We start from the raw sequence: 16,950 nt of genomic DNA, 5'->3' as shown, positions 1-16,950 counted from the left end.
ACCATTTTGACTGTACACTCATCCCGTTTTGAAGCGCGCATAGCTGCGCTAAAGTCACCCGAATTTCTCGCTGCACTTAAAAATATTAAGCGCGGTGTTGAGCGCGAAGCCCTGCGTATCAATCCAAATGGTACGCTGGCGCAAACTCCTCATCCCAGACCATTAGGTTCGGCGCTTACCCATGATTCAATAACCACTGATTTTTCTGAATCTCTGCTTGAATTTATTACGCCACCAGAGAGCAGCGCTGCTAAAACAATTTCTCAGTTAAAAGATATCCATAAGTTTGTTATTAGCAATATTGGTGACGAGCAAATTTGGCCGCTAAGCATGCCTTGCTTCATTGAAGATGAAGCCGAGATTCCTATTGCTTATTTTGGTGAGTCAAACATTGGGAAAATGAAGCGTGTTTATCGTATCGGGCTTAAAAACCGCTACGGAAGCATGATGCAAGCCATAGCTGGCGTGCACTTTAATTTTTCACTGCCAGACAGTTTTTGGAAACTGTGGGCAGAGCTCAATGGTAAAGCGTATTCACAAGATCAAATTTCTTCGGATTACTTTGGTTTAATTCGCAATTACCGCCGTCTCTGTTGGCTACTTCCCTATTTATATGGAGCGTCCCCTGCGCTGTGTGGTTCATTCTTGAAAGGAAAGCAACATGCGCTTCCGTTCAAGAAGGTGGGTAAGGGTACTGTATATATGCCTTATGCAACCTGTTTGCGGATGAGCGATTTGGGGTATACAAGCGCAGAGCAGTCTTCACTTAAGATTTGCTACAATCAGCTAGATAATTACGTCAAGCTACTACGTGACGCCATGAACACACCGTCTTCTCGGTTCAGCCAATTTGCTGCTGGAGAAGAAGGGAATTATCAACAATTAAGTCGTAACATTATTCAAATTGAAAACGAGTTGTACTCGCCGATACGTCCTAAGCAGCCAACCCAGTCTATGGAGAAACCCACAGACGCACTAGTGCGCCGCGGTATCAGCTATATTGAAGTCCGTGCCTTGGATGTAAATCCATTTTCAGCAATAGGTATCTCACAGACTCAGTTTGATTTCTTAGATGTGTTTTTAGTGGCGTGCTTGCTTATGCCAAGCCCAGAGTTAGACGAAACCCAGCTCAAAGAAGCGAAAGAAAACATGAACAAGGTAGTACTTGAAGGACGTAGCCCCGAACTACTGCTTCAAAACGGTGGTGAAGACATTTCTCTTACCGACTGGTGTGCTTCGCTATTTACGCTATTCGAGCAAGCCGCGGAACTTCTCGACTTAGCTAACGATACATCCCGCTATTCGCAAGCGGTTAACACTGAATTTGAGAAAGTGCAGAACCCAGATTTAACACCGTCTGGAAAATTACTGTCCACCTTGATAGAAAGTGACAAAGATAATGGTGTGCTAGGCTTAGAGTTAGCCAAGGCCTACCAAGCTGAGATGAAGTCTTTCGAGTATACTGACACAGATGCTGCGGGATTTGCTGCGCAAGCAGAGGCGTCGTTTGCAGCGCAAAAAGACATAGAGGCTGCTGACACTACAGACTTCGATACTTTTATTCGTGACTATTTCGCTGAGCCTCCAGCAAAAAAAAATGCCTGACATGAGTCAGGCATCAAAGGGTTCCAGGGAAACACACATTTTACTAGAACATTAATTAAGACAAGCTATGAACCGAAAGTTCAAAAATTTGGTTGTTTTTTTATCAACACTCATCGTTCTTTTTCCTCTGCTTATCGCTGGATGTGCCACTACACCTCCAAAAGACATCAGCAATTTGTGCGAAATATTCTATGAAAAAGACGATTGGTATGACGCAGCTGCTGATGCAAGAGATAAATGGGGCGTGCCTATCCATGTGCCCATGGCCATGATGTATCAGGAAAGTTCCTTTCGCCATGACGCGCTTCCTCCTCGTGATTATGTGTTTTTCGGTCTTATTCCGTGGGGACGAGTCAGTTCAGCCTATGGGTATTCTCAAGCGAAAACACCTACATGGTCCGACTATATGAGAGAAACGGATAACAGTGGTGCAGATAGGGATGACTTCGAAGACGCTATCGACTTCATGGGCTGGTTTATCTACAAGTCTCAAAAAGTGAACGGCATTTCTAAATGGGACGCTTACGCCCAATACTTGAATTATCACGAAGGGTGGGGTGGTTATAAGCGCAGAAGTTACGACAGAAAGCCATGGCTTAAGAAAGTCGCGTCAAAAGTAAAAGCACGTTCATTACGCTATGCTACTCAACTTAAAACCTGCGAGGAAGACTTGCAGAAAGGTTGGTTTATGAAGTTGTTTAGCTAAAACATAGGCCCCAATTAAACTATAAAATCAAAACGCGGCATTTAGTCGCGTTTTTTGTGCCTTGAAAAACTTTTCAAAAAAGGTGAGAGAACGAGTTTGATTAGAAAAAAATGAGGGATAGACGGGCGTCTATCCCTCAGCGACGCTAAGCCAAGACCGTTTTTTTAACTCACGTCGAACAGGCATTTATAAGATATTGCAAATGAGAATGATTTGCAATAACTTTGTGTTTTTATTTTCCTTATCACTTTTCGCTTATTGTATTTAAGGTTTTCTGCGACAACTAGCAGGCGCAATCTCTATTTCTGCTTTATACCTGAAGCGTTGCTGTTGATGATGTTTGATCAGATTTAGGAAGCGTAGCGATAGTTAATTCATGGTGAATAAAAAGTTTAGCGCGCATGGTAATGTCCATGCTCACTTTCTACAAGAGAAGCGGATTCTTTCTATCAGTCTTAGCGGGCCTTTTAATTTAGAGTTTATTCTTAAATATCAACGCCTAGTGGGTGCAGAGAGACCAAACATCCAAGTACCTTGTTGGGCCAGTTTAGTTAAGAAAATTGCTAGCGGTATGCAAAGGCATAACATCTATCAAAGTAGGAGTATTACTAGGTGCTAGTTACCTTACGCCACTTCATTGGCTTCCTTTTAAATGCTCTAAGTATAAGAACGCTTATTATCAATTTTATAAGGCATGACAGGAGTTAGCCATGGTAGGAAGTCAGCATCAGCTTAGAAGCCTACGAGACAACTTCAATTTGACCTAGATCAAGCATTCAAAACGTTGCCATTCAGCTAAATTTCACTATTGATCTAGATCACATTATCTAGACCGCGCCTCTTCTATTATTAACGTAGTTGAAGAGGAGACAAATTATGTTGTGGACGATGATGAAAGATCCTGTGGTATGGGGCTCACTATTAGGTATAGGTATTATTGTAGCGATGATGATGTATTACACCTATCTCTTTATGCACAATAGCGCTGATGAGAGTAAATAAGCGTTAACGCTTATTGTTCTGAAGCGGGATATCGACCAGCACTAAAAGCGCTGCTTGCCCGCCATATTCTAGCGGAGCTTGATGAAAAGCGCGCACGTGCGGATGCTGAACAAGGTAATGGGGCAGGGCGGCTTTTAGTACGCCCTGACCAAAGCCGTGCATAACGCAAACGCAGTCTATTAGCTCTTTTCTTGCCGTATGAATAAGCGCTGCAAGTTCTGCTTTTGCCATTTCACGGGTAAGGCCGTGTAAATCCAATGTCATTTCTGGCGAGTAATCTCCGCGACGCAGCTGCTTTAAAATATGTGTAGATTCGCCCTCTTGGCAAAAGCGCATGGGACCTTCTTGAGGTAGCGCTGCTTGATACATATCGGAAAAATCGAAGCTCGCTGCTAGTTGCTTGCTGTGCTTTAAATGATTACCTTTTACTTGCTGAGACTTTTTAAACAACTCGACTCGATTATCGGGCTCAATTTTATCTTGTGATAAAGGCGTTACACCCTGCATAGCATCGGTAAATGAAAAGGTTTCTTCCTCAGCACTTATAAAATTACTTCCTTTGCTCGCTCCCCCTTGCCTCGCCTGATTAGTTTGGCGTTTAGGTTCAGAAAGCTGCTTCTTCAATGCTTTAAGTTCTTTTTTAAAGGTTTTCATCAGCAATAGCTTTGATTAATAAACTCGAGTTAAACAATTTAAAACGCCTAAATTATAACGAATAGAAAGATTCTGGACGTAGTTAATTATGTGAATCGGTATGAAGTTTGGGTATGATACCAGCTTTGAAATTTTTGATGTACCCAAACGCCATGACCGATAAGTTCTACCTTGAAGAAGCCATTGAAGATCTACATACCTTGTTAGATATGACACGATGGGCAACCAGCCGTTTTAATGATGCGGCCTTGTACTTTGGGCATGGTACTGACAACGCGTGGGACGAAGCCACTAGCCTTGTTATGCAGGCACTGCATTTACCTCATCCGATTTTAGAGCAGGCGGGCGAGCATGTTTTTAATTCACGTCTAACGAAAAGCGAACGCGAGAAAATTGCAGAGCTCGTACTAAAGCGTGTACAAACTCGCATGCCATTACCATACATCACTAATGAAGCCTGGTTCTGCGGTATGCCGTTCTACGTAGATGAGCGAGTGCTCATTCCTCGCTCTCCATTTGCTGAACTCATTCAAAAACAGTTTGCCCCGTTTGTTGAGACCGCGCCTACCAGTATTCTTGACATGTGCACGGGCGGTGCGTGTATCGCTATTGCACTTGCTCATGCGTATCCAGAAGCGCAGGTGGACGCGGTAGATATCAGCACAGATGCATTGGAAGTCGCCGACATCAATATTCAGGAACACGGACTAAGTCACCGTGTTTATCCTATTCAGTCGGACTTGTTTTCTAGTTTAGAAGGGCAGAAGTACGACCTTATCGTGTCGAACCCGCCTTATGTTGATGCAGAAGACATGGCTGACCTGCCAGAAGAGTATCACCACGAGCCAGAACTTGCGCTTGCCGCGGGTGAAGATGGCCTAGAACTGGTTGATATAATGCTTAAAGAAGCGCCAACATACCTTAACGATGGTGGCTGGATATTTGTTGAAGTCGGGAACAGCGAAGTGCATATGAGCGAACGTTTCCCGAGTTTGGAAGTCATTTGGTTAGAGTTTGAAAATGGCGGTTCAGGTATTTTCGCGGTACGCAAAGACACATTAGTACAGTATTTTAGTAGTAAGGATTAATAGTTAATTATGTCAGGTAACAGCTTCGGAAAACTTTTCACTGTAACTACGTTTGGTGAAAGCCACGGCATTGCGATAGGCGGTGTAGTAGACGGTTGCCCTCCGGGACTCGAGATCACCGAAGAAGACCTTCAGGTTGATTTGGATCGACGTAAGCCGGGCACTTCACGCTATACCACAGCGCGAAGAGAAGACGACGAAGTACAAATTCTATCTGGCGTATTTGAAGGTAAAACCACAGGCACCAGCATTGGCTTGTTGATTAAGAACAAAGATCAGCGAAGCCAAGACTACGGCAATATTAAAGACCGTTTTCGTCCTGGCCATGCCGACTATACCTACGATCAAAAATACGGTAGCCGCGATTATCGCGGTGGTGGTCGTTCATCTGCTCGCGAAACTGCCATTCGAGTAGCCGCAGGTGGTATCGCGAAAAAGTACCTTAAAGAAGTGCACGGCATTGAGGTGTTAGGTTATTTGTCTCAGCTTGGCCCTGTCATCGTTGATAAGGTTGACCATAGCGTAACCAACACCAACCCGTTTTTCTGCCCAGACGAATCTAAGCTTGATGCGCTGGACGAATACATGCGTGACCTTAAAAAATCTGGTGACAGCATTGGCGCTAAAGTCTCGGTGGTAGCGAAAAACGTACCTGTTGGCCTAGGCGAGCCTGTATTTGACAGATTAGACGCTGAAATCGCCCACGCTATGATGGGCATTAACGCTGTGAAAGGCGTGGAAATTGGTGACGGCTTTGACGTTATCAACCAAAAAGGGAGCGAGCACCGCGATACGCTTACCCCCGAAGGCTTTACGTCTAATCACGCAGGTGGCGTATTAGGTGGTATCTCTACTGGCCAGGATATTGAAGTGCATATGGCACTTAAGCCTACCTCGAGCATTTCTGTTCCGGGCAAAACCATTAATAAAGACAATGAAGAAATTGATATTGTCACGAAAGGCCGTCACGACCCGTGCGTGGGCATTCGCGCTGTGCCAATTGCAGAAGCCATGCTAGCGCTGGTATTGATGGATCACTTGCTACGCCACCGCGCACAAAATGCAGGTGTATTATCGACAACTAAGCCAATTGCGGGTCAAGCATAGCGTTTTTTTGATCCCAACGCCGCAAGCCTAATACCGCAATAGTTACGCGGTTTAAAAACGCGCAGCATTAACCTTGTGTTGTGCTAATTATTTTCACCCTTCGCCACTGCCAGTTTTGTGCTAGTGGCGTTTTTGCATATGGAGATGTGAATTGTCACACAATGGCCTAAAGAATACTGAAAGCGCTGGGACATCCACAGCAAATAGCGCAGCAAGTAGCAAAACGGCACTCTTTATCCTTGCTATTACCTACTGGCTTTATTTCGGACAGCTAGGTGTACTTGTCCCTTACTTGGGCATCTTCCTCGATGGGCGGGGCTTTTCTTCTGCCGAAATTGGTGAGCTTTTTGCCGTAATCACTCTTGCTCGTATCTTAGGGCCAGGTTTGTGGGCCGGCGTGGCAGATAAAACAGGTAATGCTATTGGCGTTATGCGCTTAGGCTGTTTACTTACGGTATTGACTTTCAGTTCGGTACTTTACTTCACCAGCTTTTGGGGGCTTACGCTGGCTTTTGGCTTAATGATGATGTTCTGGACGGCAGTGCTGCCGCAACTTGAAGTTATCACCATGAACTCGGTGGCGAACACTAATACCACGTACGGGCAAATAAGATTGTGGGGAAGCGTTGGTTTTATTTGCTTAACAGTAGGTGTTGGAAAGGCCCTTGATATTTTTTCTACCGACACGCCCGTACACGCCAGTATTTTTGTGCTGGCGCTTTTATTTATCAGTACCTTGTTTATACGCGCACCGGAAGAGGCTGCGCCTGAGAGCTCTGCGGTGGGCAGTATTTGGAAATTTGCAAAGCAAAAACCATTTGCCATATTTATCTTCGCCTCTGCCTGTCTGCAAATTAGCTTCGGGGCCTATTACGGCTTTTTTGCGCTTTATATGCGCGACCTTGAATACAGCGGCCAAGAAACGGGGATCTTCATCGCGCTAGGCGTGCTGGCTGAGGTAGGAATATTTCTTATCGCCCGCCGGCTTATCAGTCAGTTTGGCGTATGGAACTTGCTATTTGTGAGCATTGCGCTAACAGGGCTTCGTTGGTACGTCATGGCGGCGTTTGCTGATATCTTTATGGTTATCGTGCTGAGCCAACTTATTCATGCCCTAAGCTTTGGGTTAACCCATGCGGTATCGGTACACTTTATCCATCAGTTTTTGCCGAAGGCGTACCAGAGCCGCGGGCAAGCCGTATATATAAGCGTAGCATTTGGACTGGGTGGCGCCTTTGGCAACTATATGGCAGGTCAGCAATGGCAGCAAGGAACGAATGCCTATGAGACGTTCGTCACTGCGGCGGTATTTGCTGCAATAGGCGCGCTGTCATTGTTAATTTGTTCACGAAAAGAAATGGAAAGTGCAAAGGCGGCTTAAAATCTTGTTCTGAGGGCTGGCCGCAGGCTTACGCCTGCGGTGTACGTCTGCACTCTGATATCATCTCAACGCCATCTTCGCCGTTGTCTTGCTCTAAGCGTATATCGAATTTCCAAAGCCTGTGCAGGTGTCGCATGACTTCATCTTTTGAATCCCCTAGGGGAATGCCCTGCTGAGGAATATAGCGAAGGGTGAGCGAGCGGTCGCCTCTTACGTCCACATTGTGTACCTGAATATTGGGTTCCAAATTGCTCAAATTGTATTGGGCAGACAGCTTCTCCTTGATAATTTGATAACCCTTTTCATCGTGAATAGCACTTACTGCTATAAAAGGCTTTTTGGTGTCGTCTTCAAGGGCGAATAACTTAAAGTCGCGAATGACTTTGGGCGATAAGAACTGACTGATAAAGCTTTCGTCTTTAAAGTTTTCCATGGCGAAATGCACGGTTTCTAACCAGTCTTTACCGGCTATGCTTGGCAAATACTTATAATCTTCTTCGGTAGGCGACTGGCAAACTCTTTTAATGTCCATAAACATGGAAAAGCCAAGTGCATACGGGTTTATACCGGAGTAATAGGGGCTATTGTACTCTGGCTGCATGACTACGCTGGAGTGACTGTGCAAAAACTCCATCATAAAGCGGTCGCTTACCAAACCTTCATCATACATCTCGTTTAAAATATGATAGTGCCAAAAACAGGCCCATCCTTCGTTCATGACTTGAGTTTGTTTCTGTGGATAAAAATACTGCGAAACTTTTCGTACAATACGCACAATTTCACGCTGCCAAGGTTCAAGTAGCGGCGCGTTTTTCTCGATAAAATAAAGCAGGTTTTCCTGGGGCTCTTGTGGAAACCGAATTTTTTCTTTGTGTTTGCTGTGCGGACTATCGGGGAGGGTTCGCCATAGTTCATTTACCTGAGACTGAAGATATGCTTCCCGTTCTTCTTGCCTGTTTTTCTCCTCTTGCAGCGAGATTTTCTGCGGACGTTTGTAGCGATCAACGCCGTAATTCATTAGCGCGTGACAGGAATCAAGTATGTTTTCTACATCTTCATAGCCATATTTTTGCTCGCACTTAGCAATATAATTTTTGGCAAACACTAAGTAATCGATAATTGAACTGGCGTCGGTCCAGGTTTTGAATAAGTAGTTCCCTTTAAAGAATGAGTTATGACCGTAACAGGCATGAGCCATAACCAGCGCTTGCATGGTAATGGTGTTTTCTTCCATCAAATACGCAATGCAGGGGTCAGAGTTAATAACGATTTCGTAAGCCAGACCCATTTGTCCACGACGGTATTGCTGCTCAGTTTGAATAAACTTTTTGCCAAAACTCCAGTGGGTATAATTAAGCGGCATGCCTATGCTGGCGTAAGCGTCCATCATTTGTTCTGCGGTTATTACCTCAATTTGATTAGGGTAAGTGTCGAGTTTAAATTTCTTCGCAATGCGATCTATGTGTTGTTCGTACTGTTCAATAAGCGGAAATGTCCAGTCAGGCCCATCGCTTAATAAATGGAGTTTTAATGATTCAGGCTTGCTGCTTTCTTTTGCCATAGCATCGGTTGTCATATTAGGCTCCTTGCTGCGCATCTTGTGCAGAGCGTTTGAAAAGCTCTCTGAACACAGGGTAGATGTCGGCCTGGGTTTGTATGTGCTTACATACAAAATTATCGTGAGTGGCAGCGACTTTCTCATATTCACGCCACAAACTTTGGTGTTGTCTCTCGGTTATTTCGATATAAGCGTAATAGCGGGTCGCCGGTAGTAACTTGGTAGTAAGCAAGTCGCGACACTGTGGTGAGTCATCTGCCCAGTTGTCGCCATCTGATGCCTGTGCAGCATAGATATTCCAATTTCCATCGCTGTAGCGCTCGCGAACGACTTCGTCCATTAATTTCAAAGCACTTGAAACAATGGTTCCCCCCGTTTCTTGTGAATAGAAGAACTCCTGCTCATCGACTTCTTTGGCTTGAGTATGATGACGAATATAAACAACCTCGACGTTTTCGTAGGTGCGCGTTAAAAACAAATACAGCAAGATATAAAACCGTTTAGCCATGTCTTTGGTGGCCTGATCCATTGAGCCAGACACATCCATTAGACAGAACATTACGGCTTTACTCGAAGGAAGAGGGCGTCTGTCATAATTTTTGAAACGTAAATCGAAGGTGTCGATAAAAGGCACCCTTGCAATTTTCGCTTTAAGTGCCTCGATTTCTTCTTTCAATGCATTTATGACAAACGTATTCTCGTGTTTGTCCTCGACTAGCAGTGCAAGCTTTTCTTCAAGCTCTCTGAGTTTCTTTCTATCACTGCCACTAAGGGCAATACGCCTTGCAACAGAGCCTTTGAGCGAACGAACAATATCTAAATTACTCGGTACGCCGTCGGTTTGGTAACCAGCGCGATAGGTTTCAAATTGGGTAACCTTATCAAATTGATTTTTCTTTAGGTTAGGTAGCGCCAAGTCCTCAAACAGTAAATCTAAGTACTCGTCTTTAGAAATTGAAAATACAAATTCATCTTGGCCTTCACCTTCGTTACTGGCGTCGCCCTTACCTGCACCCTGACCACCGCCACCGGGTGGCCGGTCAATTTTGTCACCCGCTATGAATTGATCATTGCCGGGGTGCACAATGTCTCTGCTGCCACCTCGACCAGTATGGAAAATAGGTTCAGAAATATCTCTGGCGGGAATGCTAATTTGTTCGCCAGAATCTAGGTCGGTTACCGATCGTTGGCCTACCGCATCAGAAACCGCGCGCTTTATCTGCTGTTTATAGCGCTTGATAAAGCGTTGGCGGTTTACCGTGCTCTTACCTTTACTGTTTAACCGTCGGTCAATAAAATGCGCCATACACACCTGCTTATTCTGTTGTGAACTTCAAATACCCGAACGAGAACGTGCGTGAAGTATGCTTGCTTCATGCACACCTAACATCATGCACGCTCTAGAACCACGAAGCTTAAGCCCTATGATGCTTTACGTACGCGTAAGTACCATTCACACAGCAGTCGAACTTGTTTTTGCGTATAGCCTTTTTCGGTCATACGGTTTACGAAGTCGTCGTGCTTCTTCTGCTCCTCTGCAGAACCCTTCGTATTGAAGGAAATAACCGGCAGCAAGTCTTCCGTGTTAGAGAACATTTTCTTCTCAATCACAGTGCGCAGTTTTTCGTAGCTAGTCCACGCTGGGTTTTTACCGCTGTTATTTGCGCGTGCTCTCAATACAAAGTTGACGATTTCGTTACGGAAGTCTTTAGGATTACTAATCCCTGCAGGTTTCTCCGTTTTTTCTAACTCTGCATTGAGCGACGCTCTGTCAAATAGCTGCCCGGTTTCTGGATCGCGATACTCTTGGTCCTGGATCCAAAAATCAGCATATGTTACGTAGCGATCAAACAAATTTTGTCCATACTCAGAGTAAGACTCTAAATACGCAGTCTGAATTTCTTTTCCGATGAACTCCACGTAGCGTGGAATTAAGAAGCCTTTTAAGAACTCCAGATACTTATCTGCGGTTTCTTGTGGGAATTGCTCACGCTCAATTTGTCGCTCCAGCACGTAGAATAAATGAACCGGGTTAGCCGCCACTTCTTGATGGTCGAAGTTAAAAACACGAGAGAGAATTTTAAAGGCAAATCGGGTAGATAAGCCCTCCATGCCTTCGTCAACACCCGCGTAATCACGGTATTCCTGATATGACTTTGCTTTCGGGTCAGTGTCTTTTAAGCTTTCACCGTCATAGACCCGCATTTTTGAAAACAAACTGGAATTTTCAGGCTCTTTCAATCGAGATAGCACGGTAAATTGCGCCAAGCACTCTAACGTGTCTGGAGCACAAGGTACACCGTTAAGCTCACTGCTATCCAACAGCTTTTTGTATATGCGAATCTCTTCACTAACTCGTAAGCAATAAGGTACTTTTACAATGTAGACACGATCTAGGAACGCTTCATTGTTTTTATTGTTTCTAAATGTCTGCCACTCAGATTCATTGGAGTGGGCCAAAATTAGACCGTCGAAAGGAAGGGCAGAAAAGCCCTCTGTCGGGTTGTAGTTGCCTTCTTGTGTAGCGGTTAACAGTGGATGCAGCACCTTAATGGGGGCTTTGAACATTTCCACGAATTCCATTAACCCCTGATTAGCTTTACACAACGAACCAGAATAACTGTAAGCGTCAGGGTCGTTTTGTGCGTATTGCTCTAGTCGGCGAATATCAACCTTACCCACTAGCGCTGAAATGTCTTGGTTGTTTTCATCGCCAGGCTCTGTTTTCGCGATACCCACCTGATCGAGTACAGAAGGGTAAACCCGAACAACTCTGAACTGAGTAATATCGCCGTTAAATTCATGTAGGCGCTTGCGAGCCCACGGCGACATTATGGTTTTTAAATAGCGCTTAGGAATGCCATATTCTTTCTCTAAGATGTCACCGTCTTCCTTAACATCAAATAGACAGAAAGGGTGGTCGTTGACCGGAGACCCTTTAAGCATATAGATAGGTACGTGCTGCATCAGCTCCTTAAGACGCTCAGCTAGCGAGGACTTACCACCGCCCACAGGGCCAAGTAAATAAAGAATTTGTTTCTTCTCTTCAAGTCCCTGTGCGGCATGCTTAAGATAAGAAACAATTTGCTCAATCGCTTCTTCCATACCATAGAATTCTGAAAAAGCTGGATAACGAGAAATAACGCGGTTTGAGAAAATACGGCTGAGCGCCGGTTGGTTGGCAGTGTCAATAAGCTCTGGCTCACCAATCGCTTGGAGCAAACGTTCTGCAGCGTTTGCATAAGCGCTTTGATCTTCCTTACAGATTTCAAGGAACTCCCCAATGGTGAACTCTTCGTGTTTTCGCTCTTCATAGCGACTTTGATAGTGTTCAAAAATACCCATGAATACCCCTTAAATACGGAACCCCGTAATTTCAGCTTAGTAGGTATTTCACAAAAGGATAGTAATTATTGTGTATAGTTTTTAATCTTTTCGTCTAACGAAAAATGCAACTTTAATAAGAATTTAGTGTCTCTTAACGAACAATTTTTCATAAAAAAAGCCCCGCTCGCGAGCGGGGCTTTACATTAGTATTTTTTAACGCAGTGCAGAACTCAATGTGTTCTGCAGTCGTGCGCCTGGTTTACGCAAAGTTTTTGCTTGCGAATTCCCAGTTAACTAGTGCCCAAAAATTTTCTAAGTACTTAGGACGCGCGTTACGGTAATCGATGTAGTAAGCGTGTTCCCAAAGGTCGACCGTTAGTACTGGTGTAAGGTCGTCACCAGAAATTGGTGTTTCTGCATTGCTCGTATTAACGATGTCCAGGCTGCCGTCAGCAGTTTTAACTAGCCATGTCCAGCTTGAGCCAAAGTTGTTCACTGCTTTGTCGTTAAATGCAGCTTGGAAGTCCGCAAATGAGCCCCATTTTGCATTGATCGCATCAGCTAGCGCGCCTGTAGGTTCGCCGCCACCATTTGGGCTAAGGCAGTGCCAGTAGAACGTGTGGTTCCAAACTTGTGCTGCGTTGTTGAAAACACCGCCTTCAGAAGATTTGATGATTTCTTCTAGGCTTTTGTTTTCCATGTCAGTACCTTCAACTAGGCCGTTAAGCTTAGTTACATAAGTAGCGTGGTGCTTGCCATAGTGGTATTCAAGCGTTTCAGCAGAAATATGCGGTTCTAGTGCATTTTGTTCGTATGGTAATGCTGGTAATTCAAAAGCCATGACGGTCTCCATGTTGGTTTAGTATTGTAGTCTAAAGCACACTCATCTTCGCCTGTTCAATAAGTGTCAATCAATGAGACATTGATTATATTGCTTCAGACGCTAAAGCATATCCCAAATGTGGGGATAAAGTCTTATAACTCAATGACAAAATTGTGAATTTTTTCAAATCCCCGTTTTTATCATTGTAGATATTGATCTGATGTACTGGTAGATAGCAATATAGGGAGTGAAAAGATCATTCTGGCAATGAGTAATTAACAGCAAATTTATGATACCCTTCACCTTGATAAATCATTCATGCATTCCCACTTAACGGGGAATACACTTTTGTGCTCAGAGGAATCAAATGGATAATACTGAAAATCAATCAACGCTGGATAGAATCAAGCAGCAAATCGAAGAAAACCCAATCTTGTTGTATATGAAAGGTTCACCAAAACTCCCTAGCTGTGGCTTTTCTTCACAAGCATCGCAAGCGTTGATGTCATGTGGCGAACCATTTGCGTATGTCGATATTCTACAAAACCCTGATATTCGTGCGGAATTACCAAAATACGCGAACTGGCCAACTTTCCCGCAGTTGTGGGTAGAAGGTGAGCTAGTGGGTGGTTGCGATATTATTATTGAAATGTTTCAGCAAAACGAACTACAGCCACTTATTAAAGAAACTGCTGCTAAGTACAAAGAAGCAGAATAATCGTTGTCTTAAATCCCCTATTTTTACAATCTATAAAAATAGATTAAAAAGCCGGCTTACAGCTGGCTTTTTTCATTAATATCCGCCAATAACTACGTACTTTTATCCCCACGAAATCTATATAGACAGGCCAGAAAACCAAATCCTCTACGGTCTAAAAAAATATTTTTATTTCATCGAAAAAGGTTTGTTTTTTAACATCTTGCGTTCTATAACACGGTCATCTGACCGCTAATGAGTCAGTGTTGAAGGTATAAAACAACAACCACTCTGAACACTTTTTTGATGTGTGCAAAACACACAAAGTGCTTTCGAGAAAATCCGGGAAACCACCATGAATACAACCTTGTCTTTATTGACCAGAAACGTACGGGGCGTTCTAGCTGCATCTGCTGCGTTTTCAGTAATGGCTACTGCACCAGTTTATGCGCAAGAAGCAGAAGAAAGTGCGAAAGCTGAAGATTTTGAGCAAATCGCCGTTGTTGGTTCACGCGCAGCGCCACGCTCAGTAGCTGACTCCGCCGTTCCAATTGATATTATCTCTGACGAAGAATTCAAGCAGCAGGGTGCCACCGATATGGTATCCATGATGCAAACTGTTGTTCCGTCTTTCAACGTGAACGACCAGCCAATTAACGATGCATCAACGCTTGTTCGTCCAGCTAACCTTCGCGGTATGGCGTCAGACCATACGCTTGTTTTAGTTAACGGTAAGCGTCGTCACCGCTCTGCAGTCATTACCTTCCTTGGCGGCGGTCTTTCTGACGGTGCACAAGGCCCAGATATTTCCGTTATTCCAGCAGCAGCGCTAAAGCAGGTTGAAGTACTCCGCGATGGTGCAGCAGCACAATACGGTTCAGACGCCATTGCAGGTGTAATTAACTTCGTACTTAGCGATGCGTCTGAAGGCGGAACGTTTGAAGCCCGTTACGGTTCTTACTATGAAGGCGACGGCGACATGATCCAGTTGTCTGGTAATGTCGGTTTGCCACTTTCAGAAAATGGTTTCCTTAACCTATCAGCTGAATACCGTACAGCTGATGATACCTCTCGCAGCGTTCAGCGTGATGATGCAGCGGCACTTGTAGCAGCAGGTAACACTTTCGTTGCAGATCCTGCACAAATTTGGGGTTCTCCTGAAATTAAGCACGACATCAAACTGTTTGCTAACGCTGGTATTGAGTTGTCTGCTACTTCAGAAGCTTATATGTTTGGTAACTTCGCTGAACGTGAAGTTGAAGGCGGTTTCTATTTCCGTAACCCACACAACCGTGGTGGTGTAAACGACGGTGGTACAAATGCTGACGGCGAACAATTGTTGCTTGTAGGTGATTTGACTGGCGACATGTCAGGTAACTGTCCAACTGATATCGTGGTTGGCGACAACGTACTTACTAATCCACGTTACATTAGTGAAGTAGCAAATAATCCAGACTGTTTCGCGTTTAACGAGATTCTTCCTGGTGGCTTTACACCTCGCTTTGGCGGCACGGTAACGGACATGTCTCTTGTGTTTGGTACCAAAGGTGAGTTGGATAACGACATTACTTATGACGTGAGTTTGAACCTTGGCCAAAACGAAGTAGATTTTGCTATCAGCAATACAATCAACCCGTCTTTAGGTCCAGATACGCCAACCTCGTTCAGCCCAGGTCGTTATACACAGTCTGAACAAACTCTTGATATTGACTTTACTAAACCTTTCGATGTTGGTTTGTACGAACCGCTATTCGTAGCGACAGGTTTCCAATATCGCAATGAAAGTTATGAGAGCGTTGCAGGTGACACAGCCTCTTATGAAATAGGTCCGCTGGCGACACAAGGCTTTGGCATTGGCTCAAATGGTTTCCCTGGCTTGGCGGCCAATAGCCAAGGTCGTGTGTCCCGCAACAACATTGCACTTTACGTTGACGCAGAAGCCTATATCACTGAAAACTTCATGTTAGCCGGTGCGCTTCGTTACGAAGACTTCTCTGACTTCGGCGATACGACAAAAGGTAAAATTGCGTTCCGTTGGCAAGCGCTTGAAAACATCGCGTTCCGCGGTGCATTCTCAACTGGCTTTAAGGCGCCTACGCTTGGTCAAAGTAACGTGCGTAACGTTACAACAGCGTTCGGTACGGGTGGTCAGTTAATCGACCGTGCAACGCTACCACCAACAGACCCAGTATCGCAGCTTAAAGGTGGCGAGCAGCTAACACCTGAAGAATCAGAAAGTATCACGTTTGGTATAGTAGCCGACTTTGAAAATGGTCTTTTCATTACTGCTGATTACTACAACATTGAGCTGACTGACCGTATTAGTACAGCGTCTGGTATTGCGTTAACTGAAGACGATATTGCAGCACTTATTGCGCAAGGCATCAACGATGCATCTAGCTTCCAAGAGATCAGCTTCTTTACCAATGACTTCGATACAACCACTGAAGGTCTTGATGTAGTCGCCAACTACTCGATGGAGATGATGGGCGGCGAGACTAAGTTCTCACTTGCTTACAACTGGACATCGACAGAGGTTGACCGTGCATCGGACAACATTTCAGCTGAGCGTATTCGCATGTTAGAAGATAACCTTCCAGCAGTGCGCTACAGTGCAACGGCGAACCATACGAATGGTGATTGGCGCTTCCTTGCACGCTTAAACTATTACGGTAGCATCTTTGAAGACCACTTAGATTCTGCGCTTCCAATCGATAAAGTAGGCTCAGAATTTACTGTGGACTTAGAAGTGGCTTACAACTTCACTGAAGAGTTTACTGTAACTGTAGGCGCGAAAAACGCCTTTGATGAATACCCAGATGAGAATACACAGTATGCCGGTATTGCAGGTTCGTTGTATCCAACGACCTCACCCATCGGTATCAACGGTGGCTTCTATTATCTAAGAGGTGTTTATTCTTTTTAATCGCTAATACTAGCGAACACAACTTTCACAAATGTTTCGAAGTGAAGGGGAGCATTAGCTCCCCTTTTATCTTCTA

General features: G+C 44.5%; 13 protein-coding genes. 8 read left to right on the top strand and 5 right to left on the bottom strand.

From position 1 onward, the window contains the following. Positions 1-6 precede the first annotated feature (6 nt). The 3 genes from gshA to JC525_RS20060 all read left to right on the top strand — a co-directional run bounded on the left by gshA (position 7) and on the right by JC525_RS20060 (position 3,313). Positions 7-1,605, top strand: a complete 1,599-nt coding sequence (gene gshA / locus JC525_RS00740) for a glutamate--cysteine ligase (protein WP_198813255.1) — start codon at positions 7-9, stop codon at positions 1,603-1,605. Between the two features lie 67 nt (positions 1,606-1,672). Further along, the gene (locus JC525_RS00735; RefSeq protein WP_198813252.1) at positions 1,673-2,311 is read left to right on the top strand and encodes a transglycosylase SLT domain-containing protein; all 639 of its coding nucleotides are present in this window, start codon (positions 1,673-1,675) and stop codon (positions 2,309-2,311) included. A gap of 876 nt (positions 2,312-3,187) precedes the next feature. Next, positions 3,188-3,313, top strand: coding sequence for a hypothetical protein (locus JC525_RS20060; RefSeq protein WP_269822318.1), 126 nt, complete (start codon positions 3,188-3,190; stop codon positions 3,311-3,313). Positions 3,314-3,316: 3 nt separating this feature from the next. On the opposite strand, the gene smrB is transcribed toward JC525_RS20060, so the two are convergent. Beyond that, a complete protein-coding gene (gene smrB / locus JC525_RS00730) occupies positions 3,317-3,967 on the bottom strand; it encodes an endonuclease SmrB (RefSeq protein ID WP_198813249.1) in 651 nt (216 codons plus the stop codon). A gap of 152 nt (positions 3,968-4,119) precedes the next feature. On the opposite strand from smrB, the gene prmB reads away from it, so the two are divergent. The 3 genes from prmB to JC525_RS00715 all read left to right on the top strand — a co-directional run bounded on the left by prmB (position 4,120) and on the right by JC525_RS00715 (position 7,543). Continuing rightward, entirely contained in the window at positions 4,120-5,055 is a 936-nt protein-coding gene (gene prmB, locus JC525_RS00725; RefSeq protein WP_198813883.1) for a 50S ribosomal protein L3 N(5)-glutamine methyltransferase, read from the top strand. A gap of 9 nt (positions 5,056-5,064) precedes the next feature. Beyond that, complete coding sequence (aroC, locus tag JC525_RS00720) at positions 5,065-6,162, top strand: chorismate synthase (protein WP_198813245.1); 1,098 nt, start codon at positions 5,065-5,067, stop codon at positions 6,160-6,162. Between the two features lie 151 nt (positions 6,163-6,313). Next, positions 6,314-7,543 (top strand): MFS transporter, encoded by a 1,230-nt coding sequence (locus JC525_RS00715; RefSeq protein ID WP_198813227.1) that lies wholly within the window; start codon positions 6,314-6,316, stop codon positions 7,541-7,543. A 28-nt stretch (positions 7,544-7,571) separates the two neighbouring features. Here the strand turns inward: JC525_RS00715 and JC525_RS00710 are convergent, their stop codons facing one another. The 4 genes from JC525_RS00710 to sodB form a co-directional block, all read right to left on the bottom strand. Beyond that, positions 7,572-9,119: a SpoVR family protein gene (locus JC525_RS00710; RefSeq protein ID WP_198813226.1), complete on the bottom strand. Its 1,548-nt coding sequence runs from the start codon at positions 9,117-9,119 to the stop codon at positions 7,572-7,574. Between the two features lies 1 nt (position 9,120). Continuing rightward, on the bottom strand, positions 9,121-10,407 hold the full coding sequence (locus JC525_RS00705) for a YeaH/YhbH family protein (protein ID WP_198813224.1): 1,287 nt from the start codon (positions 10,405-10,407) through the stop codon (positions 9,121-9,123). A gap of 116 nt (positions 10,408-10,523) precedes the next feature. After that, a complete protein-coding gene (locus JC525_RS00700) occupies positions 10,524-12,446 on the bottom strand; it encodes a PrkA family serine protein kinase (protein WP_198813222.1) in 1,923 nt (640 codons plus the stop codon). Between the two features lie 241 nt (positions 12,447-12,687). Then, the gene (gene sodB / locus JC525_RS00695; protein WP_025254504.1) at positions 12,688-13,269 is read right to left on the bottom strand and encodes a superoxide dismutase [Fe]; all 582 of its coding nucleotides are present in this window, start codon (positions 13,267-13,269) and stop codon (positions 12,688-12,690) included. 349 nt (positions 13,270-13,618) lie between these two features. On the opposite strand from sodB, the gene JC525_RS00690 reads away from it, so the two are divergent. Together JC525_RS00690 and JC525_RS00685 are read left to right on the top strand one after the other, a co-directional pair. Next, the gene (locus JC525_RS00690; RefSeq protein ID WP_014948765.1) at positions 13,619-13,969 is read left to right on the top strand and encodes a Grx4 family monothiol glutaredoxin; all 351 of its coding nucleotides are present in this window, start codon (positions 13,619-13,621) and stop codon (positions 13,967-13,969) included. A gap of 334 nt (positions 13,970-14,303) precedes the next feature. Further along, entirely contained in the window at positions 14,304-16,874 is a 2,571-nt protein-coding gene (locus tag JC525_RS00685) for a TonB-dependent receptor plug domain-containing protein (RefSeq protein ID WP_159118170.1), read from the top strand. Positions 16,875-16,950: the final 76 nt, after the last annotated feature.

Source organism: Alteromonas sp. IB21 (assembly GCF_016405965.1).
Lineage (GTDB): Bacteria > Pseudomonadota > Gammaproteobacteria > Enterobacterales > Alteromonadaceae > Alteromonas.
Note: the sequence above shows the minus strand (reverse complement) of the source record. Positions and strands in the feature narration are given on the sequence as shown.